Origin of the sequence: Mucilaginibacter sp. (assembly GCF_035492695.1) — a bacterium.
Classification (GTDB): domain Bacteria; phylum Bacteroidota; class Bacteroidia; order Sphingobacteriales; family Sphingobacteriaceae; genus Mucilaginibacter.
In genome coordinates this window covers 66,260-83,261 of the sequence record NZ_DATJJC010000012.1, presented here as the reverse complement: position 1 = coordinate 83,261, position 17,002 = coordinate 66,260, and the positions used below count along the sequence as shown (strand labels likewise).

Below are 17,002 nucleotides of genomic sequence, written 5' to 3'. Positions count from 1 at the left end.
TCAGGTTTTAGTAATAGCTTCTTCTAAATTATAAATTGTATCCACTACTTTCATCATAGCAGCAAGGGTTATTTTGTCAATATCCTGCGGAATAGGATATTCACCAACGTTCAGCAGTTCAGCCGCATCTTTTTTATTGATCGACCGCAACTGATCCGCATAATAGCTGCTAAGGATCGCCATCTCCTTTTCTGTTGGTCTGCGACAAATGATCCGCCTGAAGGCCTCGTATATTTTATCTTTAGTTTGATTGTTTTCTTTCAGCAACCGCGCTGCCAGCACCCGTGCCGCCTCCAGCATAGTCGGATCGTTCATCATTTCGAGTGCCTGCAATGGTGTGTTGGTACGCAGCCGCTGCACCTCGCACTGGTCGCGGTTGCTGGCATCAAAAATGGCCATCTCGACAGGCGGCGACGTTCGTTTGATCAGCGTGTACATTCCCCGCCTATAAAGATTTGGGCCGTGAACCTGCTTATAACTTGCCAGTTGCCCCCGGCCTGATGTCGTGCTTTCCCATAATCCGGGCGGCTGGTAGGGGTTTACACTTGGCCCGCCAATGGTTTTGTTCAACAGGCCGCTGCTGGCCAGTATCAAGTCCCGCACAAACTCAGCCGGGATGCGATATCGAGGCCCGCGGGCCAGCAACACATTTTCAGGGTCATTCTTAAATTTTTCAGCGTCAAATATTGCCGATTGCCGGTAAGTGGCCGACATCACGATCTGTCTGACCAGCCGTTTTACGTTCCAACCGTGTGTTTTAAAATCGACCGCCAGCCAGTCGAGCAATTGCGGGTTCGAAGGCAGGTCGCCCTGCATACCAAAATCGCCGAGTGTTTTCACAATTCCCCTGCCGAAAAGCTCTTCCCATACTTGGTTAACATATACGCGGGCAGTTAGCGGGTTTTTGTCGTTAAAAAGCCATTCTGCTAATCCGAGCCTGTTTTTTGGATAGTTATTGCCGAATTGCAGAATAGATCCAGGCGTACCGGGAAACACCTCGTCGCCATGCGAATCATAATTGCCGCGTTTCAATATGTAAGTCTTCCGGTAAACTTCGCTGTCGCCCATAACCGACACGATCAGCCTGCCCGTATCCTGTTTATTCACAAATTTCAGTATGTCTTTTGCATCCGCATTACTGATCTGCATCATGGGCCTTTTGGCGTAAGTTTCAGGTCCACCCACAGTCGATTGCAAACCGGCTTCTTTCACACTATTGAAAAACGAAAATACCTGGTAATAATCTTTTTGCGAGAATGGGTCGAATTTATGATCGTGGCAATGTGCACACTCTAAAGTTATGCCCAGCATAGCTTTGCCAAATGTATTGGTGCGGTCGGTTACATAGGCTACGCGGTATTCTTCATCAATCACACCGCCTTCTTCGGTAATTTTATGATTGCGGTTAAAAGCTGTTGCTAATAATTGCTCCTGTGTGTGATTTGGCATCAGGTCACCGGCCAGCTGCCAGGTAATAAAATCTTTATAGGGAAGGTTTTCGTTATAAGCGTGTATCACCCAATCGCGCCAGGGCCATTGCGTGCGGTAATTATCATCCTGGTAACCATGCGAATCGGCATAACGGGCAATATCAAGCCAGTGCAAGGCCATCTTTTCGCCGTATTGCGGGCGCGCCATCAACTCGTCGACCATTCGTTCGTAAGCATCCGGGCGTTTATCCGCCATGAATTTATCCATCGTTGCAAGGTCAGGTGGCAAGCCATTAAGGTCGAGACATAGCCTTTTCAACAATCGTTCTTTATCAGCTTCGGGGTTTGGTGTAAAGCCTTTCTCCTCCTGTTTGTGCAGCACAAAATGATCGATCTCGTTTTTTGGCCAGGCTTTATTCTCCACCTCGGGCACGGCCGGCAATTTCGGCGGAACGAAGGCCCAATGCTTTTCATATTTAGCGCCCTGCTGTATCCATTTTTTAATCAGGCTTACCTCGTACGGCGTCAACCGCTTCAACCCCGACTTAGGCGTGGGCATCATATCATTGGAATCGGCGGTGGTTATCCGCCGGTACAGTTCCGAGGCGCCCGGGTCGCCGGGAACCAACGCATGCGCTCCGGGATCGTCCTTTAACGCTTTATAGGCACTTTCCGGCATATCGAGCCGCAGATCGGCCTGGCGTTTATTGGCATCGGGGCCGTGGCACTTGAAGCACTTATCGGATAGGATGGGGCGGATGTTGAAATTATAACTGATAGTGTCCGGGATATCCTCCGATGCTACAGATTTTTCGGATGAGCTGTGACAGGCATAAAAGCTGATGGACACAACCGCAACAAAAACCAATGCATAAAATAGTTTCAAACGCATCCCACTAAATAACTAATCCCGGTTTAATAATTGAGAAAAACTAATGTAGAAAATTATTAAGTGATTATGAAAAAATGTGATGGAAATGTTACGGTAAGCTACAGCCCGAAAGTTGCGTACACTAAGTGTTCACGCCGCCGCCGCTTGCCAGGCATATTTGCCAATAACTACTTTATAATCACCAAATTAAGTTTGGTAAAACTCTCAAAAGTGCCCCATTTTTGCATTTTTCGTGAACACCCCTTCCAGGATATAGCTGGCAATCAGCACCATAAGGCGCTCGCGGCATACCCTGTTTAGTGCCGCTTTTTTGCGCCAAAACACTCCAAAAGCCAAAATGAGCAAGATCAGGCCATTTTGTGCCCAAACCAGTCTGGTTGCGAGATGACGGCCAAAACAAAACACAACAACCCCGCAATGGCTTTTTTTTAAATTCAGTACACTAAGTGATGCCGGTAGTTACCGGGGATGCGTTCACTCGTATGGAGCTAATAAGCAAATGCATGAAATCGGTAATAGCAGATTATCGGTAAAAAACAAAAGCCCCACATTTCTGTGAGGCTTTGTGGGAGCTACTGGGTTCGAACCAGTGACCCTCTGCTTGTAAGGCAGATGCTCTGAACCAGCTGAGCTAAGCTCCCTTCGTTTTGGGACTGCAAATATAGGATGTCTGCTCAATTAGCCAAAAAATAATTTATATTTTTTTGAAAGACCGATTTTGGCCGTTAAAAAGCCTTTCTGCTTACCCGTGAGCGGTTATTTCCTCATCAACCAGCCGCTCGAGCACCTCTTTGGTAATCGGCTTAAATACAAACGATTTTACGCAGTCGTATTGTTTTGCGTGGTTGATATCTTTAGGATTGATGGATGATGAAAGAATATACAGCTTAAACGACTTGGATAGATTGGGATATATCCGCTGCACTTTTTCCAAAAATTGCCAGCCATTAAATTCGGGCATATAAATATCCAGCAGTATCACATCGGGCAGCAGGGCCTTGTCGCGCCTGTTTTTCTCCAGGAAATCCAGCACCTCCTCGCCGTTAGCGGTACAATTTATTTCGTATGCTAAATTATACTTATTCAGTATCCTCTTCAGTATAAAATGGTCCAGGGGGCTATCGTCGATAAATATCAATTTTTTCATTGTAAAACCGCTCTTGTTCAAAGATAGATTAGCGTCCACACCCAAAAGGCAGGGTTTACACGGTATTTGCTACGTAGTACTACGCTTTTATGCTACACTAAAAATGTAAATTCGTCGATACAAACAAACGTTCTGTCGATATTAACACAATATTTGCCAACATATCAGGTTGATTGCTGTTATATGTTCATTATTAGTGACATACTATTAGCCAAATGCCTGGTTATTACAGAAAAACATAAGCTACACTATGATATTATTGTTTTGCGGTCTTTCGGGCGCCGGTAAATCCACGTTAGCCGAAAAGGTAAAAGATAAATTAGCCGCCGAAAGCATTTTTGCCGAGATCATTGATGCAGACATATACCGCCGGCGCCTGTTTAAGGACCTGGGGTATTCAATGGAAGATCGCTTTGAAAACATCCGGAGGCTGGGTTTTATTGCGAATAAATTCTCTTCCCATAATATCATCACCATTGTTAGCGCCATCAATCCTTACGAGACTATACGCACGGAGTTGGTAAGCACCTACAAAAATGTCAAGGTGGTGCACATTGATTGTGATGTGGATGAACTTATCAGGCGCGATACGAAGGGGCTATACAAACGCGCCATGCTGCCCGAAGGGCACCCGGACAGGCTTTCGAACCTGACGGGGATAAACGATCCGTTCGAGGCTCCGCAAAATCCGGATGTTTATGTAAATACCCATGCCCTTAGCGAAACGGAATGTACAAACAAAATATGCTCATTTATTCTTAACAGCATTGTTAAGGAGAGATATTTATATAATACCTATACACATGTATCCTGACCGATTTTGTAACTATTTCTGTTAATTCAAAAATGTCGTCACAAACACTCATTATCGCGGGGATGCACCGCTCGGGAACTTCTTTAATTACAAACTGGTTGTATCATTGCGGATTGCAGGTGGGCGAAAGCCTTGTGGAAGCCAATGAAGGTAACAAAGAAGGGCATTACGAAGATGTTGAATTTCTAAAAATACACGAAGAAATATTAGCCGACAATGGGTTGACGGTATCAGGGCTTGTGTACGATGAGCAACCCAAAATATCCGACTACCAGCTTGAGAAATTAAAGGCCATTATTCGGATCAAAAAACGGCGATTTGATCAGTGGGGATGGAAAGAACCCCGTACCTGCCTGTTCCTGGATACTTATCGCAGGTTGCTGCCCGATGCCAGGTACCTGGTAATCGTGCGCGACTATGCATCGGTTGTTAATTCGCTGCTGAAAAGAGATTTTGATGAGCTGGATAAATCATACCGCCAGCGGAGCTTTTTTACGCGTTTAAAATGGACGACGATCAAAAAAAGAGCCAAAAGAAAAAAGCATTACCGCAATAATGCGGAAGACTACCTGAGAGTATGGATCGAATACAATCTGAATATACTAAGTACGCTGAAAGGACTGCAGCCGGAAGATTACCTGGTGATCAATTACTCGCTGCTGCAGAAGGATGACAGGCGTGTATTTTCATGGCTTAAGGGTAAATGGGGGTTTAACCTGCAATATTTCTCATTCAGGAATATCTATAAAGAAAGCCTCATCAGCCGCGTTGCCGATCTTTCGCCTTATATAAAAAATGAGGGCCTTATTGCCGAAGCTAAGGATGTCGGCGACCAGCTTAAAAAATATATAAGTTTGGCTTAGCCTACTTGCTGTATTTGATAAGCTCTGCCGTTAAGCTCAAAAGCGTCTCCCGCTTTTTTACCTGCCAGCTTAATGCCAATAGGCGATTGTGGTGAAACCGCAAAAAACGCACGACCGCCGACAGTAAAACTACCCGCGCTTATCGCGATAAAAAAGTTTCCATTATTGGTGGTTACCAGGCTCCCGGCATCAGCCGATGAGTACCCGCTATTGTAGTTTATTTTACTTAACGCAACCATCAGCTTATTGGCCTCATTCAACTGCAATTGATACCGGTCCGTTTCTTGCTGCATCATTTCCCGCGCTGTTTCATATTTATCCCCGGCGCTGCTTTTGCTTTCTTCGGCTGCTGCATACTGCGCATCATCAATGCCCTGCTTTGCTTCATTTATCTTAGCCTGCACATAATCAATGCACATTTTATACAATTGCTCTTTCAAATCCTTCATCATACGTAGAACAAAGATTTTAAAAAAAGCTGGTAAAATGGCTTTTTGAAGGGGGTATAATTATGATATACTGAACGTCAGTACTATATGGCTATATTCCTTCCGGGGCGTGGGTCATCTGCAACAATGTTCATTTCAGGGCATTTAATATAACCGGCATACCACTGGATAGCTTCTACAATATCCAGGGCGTCGTCAGATGTAACATCGATGCTTTCAAAGGCATACAGTTTATTATGTGCCTTCCCGTACAATTGTATCTCATTCATATCGGGGTGAAATGGCTCGTTATCAAGGCAAAACACACGCAACTTAAGACTGGTATCGCGCGCGTATATCACATCCCTGCACGGATTCTTAGGATCGGTTGCCAATAAGAAAACATTGTGTTTCATGATAGACATAACAGTATACTGGTCATTTGGTTCGACCATCAACGCAAAAATAATACATATTGAATAACCGGGGAGATGAGTATTAACAAATTAGAATAATAGAATAATTATAGATAAATATTTGTCGGAATGGGCAAAAAAATCGCAAACTGTTATTAAAATAGCCGCTTATGTGGAAAACTGATTTCCGCACTTACTTAATATTATTTGCGCTATTATTAAAACGATATTTGCTTATCATTTTAATTAAAAAAGGGCGCCCAGGTTGGATGGGCGCCCTTTTAACCTTTAAAAATAGTTATTATTTCTCGTTGCCATGCCCCTTGTGCTGGGGTGGCTGCTGGCGTTGCTGAGCAGCACGTTCTGCACGTTGCTGTTGCGCTTGTTGCTGACGCTGTGCGTTCTGCTGGGCACGCTGTTGCTGTTGCTGAGCCGCGCGTTGCTGCTGAGCCTGTTGCTGGCGCTGTGCATTTTCCTGCGCACGTTGTTGCTGTTGCTGAGCCGCACGTTCTGCGCGTTGCTGCTGGTCCTGTTGCTGGCGCTGTGCATTTTCCTGCGCACGTTGTTGCTGTTGCTGAGCCGCACGTTCTGTGCGTTGCTGCTGGGCCTGTTGCTCGCGCTGTGCATTCTGCTGGGCGCGTTGCTTCTGTTGCTGAGCCGCACGTTCTGTGCGTTGCTGCTGTGCCTGTTGCTCGCGCTGTGCATTCTGCTGGGCGCGTTGCTGCTGTTGCTGAGCCGCACGTTCTGTGCGTTGCTGCTGGGCCTGTTGTTCGCGCTGTGCATTCTGTTGGGCGCGTTGCTGTTGTTGCTGAGTCGCGCGTTCTGCACGTTGCTGTTGAGCCTGTTGCTGGCGCTGCGCATCCTGCTGAGCGCGTTGCTGTTGTTGCTGAGCAGTGCGATCTGCACTTTGCTTTTGAGCTTGTTGCTGGCGCTGCGCATTTTCCTGGGCGCGTTGCTGCTGTTGCTGAGTCGCGCGTTCTCCACGTTGCTGTTGAACTTGTGGTTGATGCTCTGCAACATTTGGCCGGCCGGGCTTTGCGGAACCATGATTATCACGCGTATTAACACGGACAACTTTACTGTCAGGCTGCTGACTACGCGCAACGGCAGCAAGCCGGGCTGCGTTGGCACGGTTAATAGCTGCCTGATTTTGCGCAGCAATACGTTCATTTGGATGCTGATCGCGGTAGGCCCGTGCATCCACTACCCTTGCGGGGCGGGCATCCGGGGCTTTTCGTATAGCCGGGCGATAGATATTGATTGTGTTATTTCTCACACTCGTTGTGCCGGGCCTGCCTGTATTACTTACGTTATAAACCCTCACATTATTATTATGAGTAACACGGCGTATATCTGCAACGCGCGGACCGCTTACATACGTTACGTTGTTGTGCACGTAGGTGTTGTTGATAATAGTAGTATTATGGATAATATTGACCACTCTCGTGCGCGGCGCGTAATAGCTATAAATACGCGGACTGGTAATATATGCCTCGGGGGCGCATACCCAATAATTATCGGGAACATTATAGCCACTGCCGAAAGATACAGAGATGCTGACGCCCGGTGTTAACGGGGCCCAGCCATAATATCCGCCGCCATGACGCCAGGTAACCCATGCAGGTGCCCACGTATGCCCTGGAACCCATTCCCAGCCATAGTAATCATCGTAGCGCCAGCGGCCATAGTGAAACGGCGCCCAGCCCCATGAATAATCAGACACCCAGGTATTACCATATTCGGTAACTACCCAGTGCCCGTTGGTTGCATACGGCCTGAAATCGTCTGAAGCATCCGGGATCCAGACATCGCCGTACTGTGGGTCACTTACCCAGGTCCCGTATGGCTCAAGGTCATCGTAAAATTGCTGATCGGTAACATAGCCCTCGTCCTGGGCCATGCTACTTTTTGGGGCCAAAAGTACGGTTGCCATTATTAGCAGGCCGATACCCCATATTTTATTTAAAGTTTTCATTGGTTTCTGAAGATTTGTTAATACTATTTTAGTATTTGACTAAGTATGTTATAAAGAGTTTAACCCTGAATTTGTTTTGGCTTTAACGGGCCCTATGTTATACGGCCAATTTTTTTGGCCTTAAAATCCATTCCTACTCATATAATTAATAATTTTACCGCTTCTAAAATCTCGATAATTATGGGCTCAGTAAACATTCCAAGGCTCGACCTTGACACTTATATTAACGGCACTGCCGAACAACGAAAACGCTTTTCCGACGAGATCGGCAAAGCTTTCAACGATACCGGTTTTGTTACCATTACCAATCATGGGTTAAGTAAGCAACTGATCGACAAGCTATACCAACAGGTCAAAGCGCTATTCGCTCTTCCGGAAGATGTCAAGCTGAAATATGAAAAGGCCGAACTGGCCGGCCAGCGTGGTTATACCAGCAAAGGCAAAGAAACAGCTAAAGGTTTTAAGGTTCCGGACCTGAAAGAGTTCTGGCAGATTGGTCAAACCGTTACCGATGGCGATCCGGTTAAAAACGAGTACCCCGATAATGTAATGGTTGAAGAGTTGCCGGATTTTAACTCAACTACCCGCGAAGTATATCAAAAACTGGAAGCCGCAGGTGCACATCTGCTTCGCGCAATTGCAGTATATCTTGGTTTGCCCGAGAATTATTTTGATGATAAAGTGCATAATGGCAACTCCATACTGCGCACCCTGCATTATTTCCCTATCCCTGATCCGGATGCATTGCCGGCCGATGCTGTACGCGCCGGCGCGCATGAAGATATCAACCTAATCACCTTGTTAATAGGCGCCAGCGCCGATGGGCTGGAACTGCTTACACGCGAAGGCACTTGGTTCCCGGTAAAAGCACATGGCGAGGACGTTGTAGTAAATGTGGGCGATATGCTGCAGCGCCTGACTAACAATAAATTAAAATCGACAACACATAGAGTAGTAAATCCGCCGCGCGAGGAGATGAAGAATTCGCGGTATTCGGTGCCTTTCTTCCTTCATCCAAAATCGGATATGGATTTGGCAAGCCTGGAATCATGCATTGACGCCGGACATCCGAAATTATACAGCGATATGACCGCCGGCGAATACCTCGACGAGCGGCTGCGCGAAATAGGGCTTAAAAAATAATCCCTGCCAACAAACTTCACTTATATTGGCATAACCAAAAGCCTCCTGGTCAATTACCAAGAGGCTTTTTTACGGATAGTGATGAACATCACGTAGCCCGATGACTACCGTCACCCCCTTTCTTTGATTTATTGCCGAATTTAGGCCAGTTAGCCATCGCCGATCATAGCCGCCATGAGAACCATCCTTCTATTCAACGACAATTCGCCCGAAGCCGAAAATGCTGCAGAGTTCGCATTGGATATTGCTCAAAAAATGAAAGCTGATATCCTTATCTTGAATTTATGCGACGATGTCTTTGTCGAAAACAAACAAACGGTAACGGCAGGCGAACAGCTTTCAGCCGAAAACAGCGATTCATTCAACTTGGTTAAACAATTATGCACCATTATCACTGACGGAACGTTCAGGCCGGTAGTGAATGATATGAATGGAAGCGATTTTACGGAAAAAGACATTTGCGAACTCGTGATCGGGAAGAATATCTGGCTGATGGTAAGGGGAATAGAAACCAACGCTACCCACCGCTCGTTGTCCAACATTAATGTGCAGGCGGTTTTGAACCGCGTAGCTTGCCCATTATTGCTTGTGCCCGGCAATTACAAAAAACGGGGGTTCGAAAACATTACCTACGCTGTAGATATGCGTTATTGCCGCACCGCGGTATTGAAATTCCTTGCAGAATTTGCCAGGGAATACAGTGCCAACCTCGTAGTAGAGCATTTCTCGGCAAAAGGTTTGCCCCCATTGAGCGATGACTATGCTGCTACATTATTCGAAAGCGAGATCACCAATAAAATTTTTTACGACAAGACTTATTTTAACAATATAAAAGAGCGAAATTTAGAGGTTGCTGTCGATGTGATGATCAATAGTTTACACGCCGATCTGCTGGCATTGGTAAATCACCGGTTCCATTTTGAAGAATTGTTCGGACAGTGCATCAATGAGACATTGCCCGAACATATCCCGGTACCGGTAATAGTTTTCCCGTTATAAACGAATTGAATTTCGGCTTTGGATCAAAAGAATCATTTTTCTGAACTCGAACGTTTCTGGAGCCTTAGTCCGGAGGAGGCATTGAATATACTGTCCTGCAAAGCGGGTGGATTAACTGACACAGAAGCGGCCAAGCGGCTAAAAATATACGGACCGAATACTATAAAGCCGGGTCACAAAAGGTCAGCGGTGGCTCTTTTCCTTTCCCAATTCAAAAGTCCCATTACTTTATTATTAATAACTGCCGCTTTGTTATCAGCGGGGCTCGGCGACGTTACCGATACGGTTATCATTCTTTTGATAGTCATGATCAGCAGCGCCCTAAGTTTCTGGCAGGAACGCGGAGCCGCTAATGCGGTAGAAGAATTACTAAAATTGGTAACACTCAATTGCGCGGTTCTTAGGAATGGGCAAAAAAAGGAAATTCCATTTGAAAGGGCCGTGCCGGGCGACGTGATCTGCTTGTCTGCAGGCGACATTATTCCGGCCGACTGCCTTTTGCTCGAATCGCAGGAAGTATTTATTGATGAGGCTGCATTTACAGGCGAAACTTACCCGGTGGAAAAACGTGCCGGTGTGTGTGCTGCCGACACGCCGCTGGCGAAACGCAGCAACACCCTTTTTATGGGCTCGCATGTGATTAGCGGCAAAGTAACGGCATTGGTTATCAAAACAGGTAAGCAAACAGAATTTGGCAAAATATCAGCAGGCCTGCTCACTAAGGCTCCGGAAACCGACTTTGAACGCGGGATACGAAGGTTCGGGTATATGCTGATGGAAATAACACTGGTGCTGGTCATCATCATTTTTGCTATTAACGTGTATCTCCACAAGCCGCCTCTCGATTCCTTATTGTTTTCGTTGGCACTTGCTGTTGGGCTCACACCGCAGCTGTTACCCGCAATCATCAGCGTCAACTTGTCGGCAGGTGCCCGGCGCATGGCCGGCAAACAGGTTATTGTCAAACGCCTTGCGTCTATCGAGAATTTTGGAAGCATGCAGATATTGTGCTCCGACAAAACCGGTACCATCACCGAAGGAAAAGTAAAACTTAAGGATGCGCTTGATATTTCCGGAGCTCACAGCGACAAAGTATTGCAGTATGCCTGGCTGAACGCCTCGTTACAACAAGGGTTTCATAACCCCGTAGATGAGGCTATAACTATTGCATGGAATGGCAGTGGAAATAGTTTTACCGCAGTGGCCGAGATACCCTACGATTTTATCCGCAAGCGCCTGACAGTTCAGGTCACTGATAAAAAAGAAAGTATAATAATCACCAAAGGCGCGCTAAAGGCGGTACTGGATATTTGCGACCGTGCCGAAACGGCGGACGGCATTATTAATATAGCTGGTTGCAGGGCCGGTATTTTAAAACAATACGAGCAATTGAGCGATGCCGGTTTCCGCACCTTAGGCGTGGCTTTTAAACCCTGGGAAACAGAAACCAAGTGTACAAGAAATGACGAGCGGGAAATGATATTTCTCGGCTTTATTGCTTTGTTCGATCCACCGAAGACTAATGTAAACGAGACTATAACAAAACTAAACGGGCTTGGCGTTAAGTTAAAAATTATTACCGGCGATAATGCCCTTGTGGCGAAAAGCCTGGCCTTGCAGGTTGGCATCAAACAACCGAACATTTTAACCGGCGCGCAGCTGCTCCAAATGAATGACGCCGCATTGATCCATAAAGCTATACGTACGGATATTTTTGCAGAAGTAGAACCCAACCAAAAAGAGCGCATCATAAACATGCTTAAAAAAGCGGGTTTTGTTGTAGGATTTATGGGCGATGGTGTAAATGATGCACCTGCGCTGCACATGGCCGATGTTGGTATATCGGTTGATAGTGCGGTTGATGTGGCAAAACAGGCCGCCGAGATAGTGCTGCTAAGTCAAAGCCTGGACGTGCTGGTTGACGGCATTGTGGAAGGGCGCAAAACCTTTACCAACACTATGAAATATATTTTCATGGCGACCAGCGCCAATTTTGGCAATATGTTCAGCATGGCCGGCGCGTCGCTGATGATGAGCTTTCTGCCTTTATTGCCAAAACAGATATTACTGACAAACCTGCTAACCGACTTTCCCGAGATGGCGATAGCTACTGACAAAGTAGATGAAGCTAATATCAGATCGCCGCAGAAATGGGATCTCGGTTTCGTAAGGCGTTTCATGATCATCTTTGGATTACTTAGTTCAGTATTCGACTACCTTACGTTCGGGCTGCTTATCTATGTTATGCATGCCAATGAGAAAACCTTCCAGACCGGCTGGTTCACCGAATCCGTTATCTCAGCCATACTCATCGTGCTGGTTGTACGTACCAAACTGCCATTCTTCAAAAGTCTTCCGGGCAGGGTGTTGTCACTTGCCACTATACTGGTACTGATTTTTGTTTTATTGATACCCCTGCTCCCAGTCGCCGGCTGGCTCGGCTTTACCTGCCTGCCTTTATCCTATTACGGCTGGATGCTTCTCATTGTATCTATGTATCTTTTTTCGGCCGAACTGGCTAAAAGATTGTTTTATGGATACATGAACAAGCGCCGGCAAAACTGATGAAGATCAATTTTTTGCATGACCACCGTCATACATTGCCTATACTGTTCCACCGACCTTTATCCCGTATCAAACACAAACGTATGGAAACCACCAACAGCCTGTCATCCCGCGCACTTCAGTATTATGTTATTGCCCGCAAATGGGGTTCCGATCTTGAATTCTATAAATTCGAAACCGGTTTTTTACGCACGCTGCTGGATGATTATTATTTTAATGTTCAGCATAAGGATGGTCGCGCGGATGTATTGGAGCTAAACCGCGAGTTAATGAAGCTTGATGCCGATAAAAATCAATTAGAAAAGGCCCTGGATGAACAAATAAGGCACCTGGAGCTGATGTCGGAAGATGTTGTCCCCGAAGACGTAAGCTGGCTGGCTGGCAAACAGATCAGGCTTGAATACATGGTAACCAATATCTTTTCAGAATATAAGGAACTTAAAAAGAAGATTTTCTGCTTTTTACAAAAACCAGGTAGCCAGAATAATTTGGTTACCAACATGTTCTTACCCAATTAATCAATCAGCATATTTTTCAGTAAAAGCGCCGTGTGAATTGCACGAGCGCTTTTTTTTGCGCTTAACCAGGTGGCTCACTGTCAGAATATTATGTGACGATGGTCATTATTTCGCCGGGGCCTATTAAGCAACTTTGAGTAACAAAAAAAGAAGCTATGGAAAAGCTGATCACACCTGCACTCAGGAACAGGGCAAATGCTGTTATTTTTTGCTCATTGTTATTATTTGCATCAATAAGGGGCTTCGCGTCATGCAACGCAGTTTCATCTAACAAGGTAAATGATGCAGATACATCCGTAACCACCCTGATACAACAGTACCTGAATTCGGGAAAGGAGCCTTTGCTATACTATCCAAATTCGGTGAAAAGATTTTATGAGGGCAATGGTTACCAGGCCGCATGGGTAAACAGGCGAGACGATAGCAAACAAACCTGGGAAGCCATGATGCTGCTGGATTGCGTGCTGCAATACGGTCTTTCGCACGACGATTATCATCCAAAAGCACTACTGTACGATCCGCTGCATACCATGATAGAAGAACCCGGGAAGATCAGCAACAGCAAAAAGGCCCGGTTTGACATTTTACTTACCGATGCCCTTATCACATTTATCAATAACGTGCACTATGGCAAACTTAATCCGTGGTACGCTGCAGAAAAGATAGACGGAGATATGACGCTGCCGTTCCATGCCGAAACGGTGTTGATGAATGCCCGCCGGCAGCCTGATATGACAAATGCCATAGTAAGTGTTCAGCCAAGATCAAAGCAATACCTTGCCATGCAGGATCGCATGCGGTTGCTCAAAGGGCAGTACCAGGAAGATTGCTATGCTGTACCCGACAGCGAAGTGCACAAGATCGCTATCAATATGGAACGCCTGCGTTGGGCGGATATCGGTGGCAGTGGTTATATCCAAATTAATATCCCAAGCTACACTTTAAAGTTTTACCAGCCCGACACGGTTTATGAGTTTAAAGTAGTGGTTGGTAAAACTTCGGCCCCTACGCCGACACTAAATAGTGAGATAACCTATTTTACAACTTCGCCCGAGTGGAAAATACCCCAGAAAATATTGGTGAACGAGATAATACCCAAGGCGCTTAAGTATAACGACTACATAGAGAACAGTCATTTTTCGATTTACGACAAAGGTGGTAATTACATTACACCCGACAGGACAAACCTGCTGAAGGTAAAGCGCAACCCTCAATTGTACTATGCACGTCAGTCATCGGGCTGCGATAACGCATTGGGACAGCTTGTATTCCGGTTTGCTAACGTGTATGATATTTACCTGCACGACACACCCGAGCAACAATTATTCGGCCGTACGGAAAGGGCGTTCAGCCACAGCTGTATACGTGTCGAGCAAGCGCAGCACCTGGCCGAACTAATGTTAAAACGCGGTGGCGACAGCGACAAAATTGCAGTGCTTACCAAAGCGATGAAAAATCACCTGACAAAAAACATATCCTTTTCAAGGCCGGTGCCTATTAAGATCACCTACCTGACCTGTGAAGTAAAAGAAGGAGTGGTTTACAATTACAAAGACATTTACGAGCTGGATAAAAGTCTGGAATTGGCCTTGTACAGCACATTGCAAACATTGACAATGCAATAATAGTGGCCCATAAATAATTAAAAAGATGAAAAATTTACTGATCGCGACAGATTTTTCGGCCAACGCAACGCATGCTGCCGAATATGGTTATGCATTGGCCAGCCAGGTAAAGGCAAATATAGTTTTGTGTAACGCCTTTCTTGTGCCGGCTGAAATTCCGGAGGGCGGTACACTGGTATGGCCACAATACGAATATGAAGAATTGCAGAAGAACAGTGCTGACGAATTAAAAGAATTGGAAAAGGCCCTTCATCATAAGGTAAAAGGTGCTGCTTCCCGGCCTTATATCACCCGGATCAGCGAAGACGGAAATATGCCGGAGGTCGTAAATAAAGCTGCCAAAAAAGAGAATATTCAGCTGGTGGTAATGGGCACTCACGGTAATACAGGTATCAACGGGGCCCTGTTAGGGAACCATAGCCGCAAAATGATCGATAATGCAGCATGCCCCTTGTTGCTGGTTCCGCCAACAGCTGCCATCGCTCCGGTAAAAAAGATAGCCTTTGCCACTGATTTCAAGGAACCGGAAAAAGATCTTCAGGCTATCTTCAACCTGATCCCTTTGCTTAAGCTATTGAACGCCGAACTGCTTTTAACCCATATTTATACCGAGATTGACGAGGCATACGATTTTAAGAAAAACATCGAAGGCTTCCTGCTCGAGTTATCCAACAAAGCCAACTATCCGCATATATATTACCGCATAGTAAAAAGCGAAAAAACCGGGAAGGGCCTCGATTGGTTGTGTCGCTTCGGCAATGTGGATATGCTGGCAATGGTGCACCGTAAACACTCTTTCCTGGATAAAATACTTATTGGCAGCAACACGCAAAAAATGGCTGAACATATTTGGATACCATTATTGGTGGTTCCTGAAAAATAAACACCAGACCAAAGTTAAGTTTAAATAAAAAGGGACAGGGCAGCGCCAAGCATCAGTAAAAACGTGATGGCACCAGTGATATTTGACCACCTGTTATTTACATTATCACCCATTATTTTGCGGTTGTTGCTAATATGCAATACGATCAGGATGATGACCGGGGATGTAATACCATATAGCATGGCTGAGTAAATAAGCCCCTGCAAGGGTGTAATGCCAATAAAATTGATAAAAAGGCCGATAATCAGGGCAACGACGATGACAGCGTAAAAAGGCTTTGCCTGGAAAAATTTCTTATCGAGGCCCTCATCCCAGTCAAATGTTTCGGCAAACATATACGAAAGCGAACCGCTTAATACCGGGATAGCCAAAAATCCTGTACCAATAATACCGATCGCAAACAAAGTGTAAGTTAGATCGCCGGCGATAGGTCTGAGTGCAACTGCTGCCTGTTCAACAGTTTCTATCTGATGTACGCCATGTGGATAAAGCACGTTGCCACAGGTGAGGATGATGAAAAACATAACTATATTGGAAAATAACATGCCGATGTCAACATCCTTTCGCATATCCTTTAATATCCTTTTGTCTACGATGATAGCTATCTTGCTTTGTTTCATGCCCTCGGCTTCCATCGTTGCCTGCCAGAAAAATAAATAGGGCGAAATAGTTGTACCTAATATTGCGACCAGCATGCCGAAAAAATCCCTGTTAAGTTCAATATGAGGGACAACTGTATGCCTTAGTACTTGGAGCCATTTAGTGTCGGTGAAAAACGGCACAGCCAGGTATACCAGCAACGTAATACAAGCCCACTTTAATGCAGCAGCAAGCTTTTGATAAGGATAATAGATTATGGCCACAATAATAAGGCCGGTAAATAATATGCTAAATACAAAAGCCGGAACCGGGCGGCAGATCAGATGAGCAGCCGCGCCCATACCCGCTATATCGGCGCCTATGTTGAGTACGATTGCAGGGAACGAAAAAATGATCATGACCCAAAGTATCCATTTGGGATAATGATTTTTCAACGTGCTGGTCAATCCACTGCTTGTTACCAATCCTATCCGGGCACACATTTCCTGTATCGAGGCCATTAACGGAAACGTAACAAGAGCTGTCCAGAGCATGGAAAGGCCAAATTGTGCTCCTGCTTGCGAATAGGTGGCAATACCTGAAGGGTCGTCGTCACTTGATCCTGTCACCAGGCCCGGGCCCAATTTTTTCAGAACGGATATAGTTTTTTTGAAGATTCCTTTGGGTGCAGACATTATAATAATTTCAGCGGCAATATAATAAAG

Annotated in this window: 14 protein-coding genes and 1 tRNA gene; 8 read left to right on the top strand and 7 right to left on the bottom strand. The window is 45.6% G+C overall.

Annotated features, from left to right (window positions below; translation table 11 throughout):
* The 3 genes from VL525_RS07120 to VL525_RS07110 form a co-directional block, all read right to left on the bottom strand.
* Complete coding sequence (locus VL525_RS07120) at positions 1-2,316, bottom strand: PSD1 and planctomycete cytochrome C domain-containing protein (protein WP_325384831.1); 2,316 nt, start codon at positions 2,314-2,316, stop codon at positions 1-3.
* A 572-nt stretch (positions 2,317-2,888) separates the two neighbouring features.
* A tRNA-Val gene (locus VL525_RS07115) sits at positions 2,889-2,963 on the bottom strand.
* Between the two features lie 101 nt (positions 2,964-3,064).
* A complete protein-coding gene (locus VL525_RS07110) occupies positions 3,065-3,469 on the bottom strand; it encodes a response regulator (protein WP_325384829.1) in 405 nt (134 codons plus the stop codon).
* 250 nt (positions 3,470-3,719) lie between these two features.
* Here VL525_RS07110 and cysC point away from each other — a divergent pair, with 250 nt between their 5' ends.
* Both cysC and VL525_RS07100 read left to right on the top strand, forming a co-directional pair.
* Positions 3,720-4,283, top strand: a complete 564-nt coding sequence (gene cysC / locus VL525_RS07105; RefSeq protein WP_325384827.1) for an adenylyl-sulfate kinase — start codon at positions 3,720-3,722, stop codon at positions 4,281-4,283.
* A 32-nt stretch (positions 4,284-4,315) separates the two neighbouring features.
* Positions 4,316-5,146, top strand: a complete 831-nt coding sequence (locus VL525_RS07100) for a sulfotransferase (RefSeq protein WP_325384825.1) — start codon at positions 4,316-4,318, stop codon at positions 5,144-5,146.
* Here the strand turns inward: VL525_RS07100 and VL525_RS07095 are convergent.
* The 3 genes from VL525_RS07095 to VL525_RS07085 all read right to left on the bottom strand — a co-directional run bounded on the left by VL525_RS07095 (position 5,143) and on the right by VL525_RS07085 (position 7,965).
* A complete protein-coding gene (locus tag VL525_RS07095) occupies positions 5,143-5,598 on the bottom strand; it encodes a 3-oxoacyl-ACP synthase (RefSeq protein ID WP_325384823.1) in 456 nt (151 codons plus the stop codon). The genes VL525_RS07100 and VL525_RS07095 overlap by 4 nt on opposite strands.
* An 80-nt stretch (positions 5,599-5,678) precedes the next feature.
* On the bottom strand, positions 5,679-5,990 hold the full coding sequence (locus VL525_RS07090; RefSeq protein ID WP_325384821.1) for a hypothetical protein: 312 nt from the start codon (positions 5,988-5,990) through the stop codon (positions 5,679-5,681).
* Between the two features lie 301 nt (positions 5,991-6,291).
* A complete protein-coding gene (locus VL525_RS07085) occupies positions 6,292-7,965 on the bottom strand; it encodes a DUF6600 domain-containing protein (protein WP_325384819.1) in 1,674 nt (557 codons plus the stop codon).
* Between the two features lie 180 nt (positions 7,966-8,145).
* Here VL525_RS07085 and VL525_RS07080 point away from each other — a divergent pair, with 180 nt between their 5' ends.
* The 6 genes from VL525_RS07080 (at position 8,146) to VL525_RS07055 (ending at position 15,698) form a co-directional block, all read left to right on the top strand.
* Positions 8,146-9,108, top strand: coding sequence for an isopenicillin N synthase family dioxygenase (locus VL525_RS07080; RefSeq protein WP_325384817.1), 963 nt, complete (start codon positions 8,146-8,148; stop codon positions 9,106-9,108).
* A 174-nt stretch (positions 9,109-9,282) separates the two neighbouring features.
* Positions 9,283-10,107 carry a universal stress protein gene (locus VL525_RS07075; RefSeq protein ID WP_325384815.1) on the top strand — a complete coding sequence of 275 codons (825 nt, stop codon included), beginning with the start codon at positions 9,283-9,285 and terminating at the stop codon, positions 10,105-10,107.
* 18 nt (positions 10,108-10,125) lie between these two features.
* The gene (gene mgtA, locus VL525_RS07070) at positions 10,126-12,672 is read left to right on the top strand and encodes a magnesium-translocating P-type ATPase (protein ID WP_325384813.1); all 2,547 of its coding nucleotides are present in this window, start codon (positions 10,126-10,128) and stop codon (positions 12,670-12,672) included.
* Positions 12,673-12,755: 83 nt separating this feature from the next.
* Positions 12,756-13,190 carry a hypothetical protein gene (locus VL525_RS07065; protein WP_325384811.1) on the top strand — a complete coding sequence of 145 codons (435 nt, stop codon included), beginning with the start codon at positions 12,756-12,758 and terminating at the stop codon, positions 13,188-13,190.
* A gap of 155 nt (positions 13,191-13,345) precedes the next feature.
* Complete coding sequence (locus VL525_RS07060) at positions 13,346-14,815, top strand: L,D-transpeptidase family protein (RefSeq protein WP_325384809.1); 1,470 nt, start codon at positions 13,346-13,348, stop codon at positions 14,813-14,815.
* A 25-nt stretch (positions 14,816-14,840) separates the two neighbouring features.
* Entirely contained in the window at positions 14,841-15,698 is an 858-nt protein-coding gene (locus VL525_RS07055) for a universal stress protein (protein WP_325384807.1), read from the top strand.
* 20 nt (positions 15,699-15,718) lie between these two features.
* Here the strand turns inward: VL525_RS07055 and VL525_RS07050 are convergent, their stop codons facing one another.
* Positions 15,719-16,972, bottom strand: coding sequence for a divalent metal cation transporter (locus tag VL525_RS07050; RefSeq protein WP_325384805.1), 1,254 nt, complete (start codon positions 16,970-16,972; stop codon positions 15,719-15,721).
* Between the last annotated feature and the right edge of the window lie 30 nt (positions 16,973-17,002).

Bases quoted from the DNA above. Each gene is read 5' to 3' on its own strand.
- VL525_RS07075 (WP_325384815.1), top strand. From the start codon at position 9,283: ATGAGAACCATCCTTCTATTCAACGACAATTCGCCCGAAGCCGAAAAT.
- VL525_RS07100 (WP_325384825.1), top strand. From the start codon at position 4,316: ATGTCGTCACAAACACTCATTATCGCGGGGATGCACCGCTCGGGAACT.
- VL525_RS07110 (WP_325384829.1), bottom strand. From the start codon at position 3,469: ATGAAAAAATTGATATTTATCGACGATAGCCCCCTGGACCATTTTATA.
- VL525_RS07065 (WP_325384811.1), top strand. From the start codon at position 12,756: ATGGAAACCACCAACAGCCTGTCATCCCGCGCACTTCAGTATTATGTT.
- VL525_RS07055 (WP_325384807.1), top strand. From the start codon at position 14,841: ATGAAAAATTTACTGATCGCGACAGATTTTTCGGCCAACGCAACGCAT.
- VL525_RS07090 (WP_325384821.1), bottom strand. From the start codon at position 5,990: ATGAAACACAATGTTTTCTTATTGGCAACCGATCCTAAGAATCCGTGC.
- VL525_RS07060 (WP_325384809.1), top strand. From the start codon at position 13,346: ATGGAAAAGCTGATCACACCTGCACTCAGGAACAGGGCAAATGCTGTT.
- VL525_RS07095 (WP_325384823.1), bottom strand. From the start codon at position 5,598: ATGATGAAGGATTTGAAAGAGCAATTGTATAAAATGTGCATTGATTAT.
- VL525_RS07080 (WP_325384817.1), top strand. From the start codon at position 8,146: ATGGGCTCAGTAAACATTCCAAGGCTCGACCTTGACACTTATATTAAC.
- cysC (WP_325384827.1), top strand. From the start codon at position 3,720: ATGATATTATTGTTTTGCGGTCTTTCGGGCGCCGGTAAATCCACGTTA.
- VL525_RS07050 (WP_325384805.1), bottom strand. From the start codon at position 16,972: ATGTCTGCACCCAAAGGAATCTTCAAAAAAACTATATCCGTTCTGAAA.
- VL525_RS07085 (WP_325384819.1), bottom strand. From the start codon at position 7,965: ATGAAAACTTTAAATAAAATATGGGGTATCGGCCTGCTAATAATGGCA.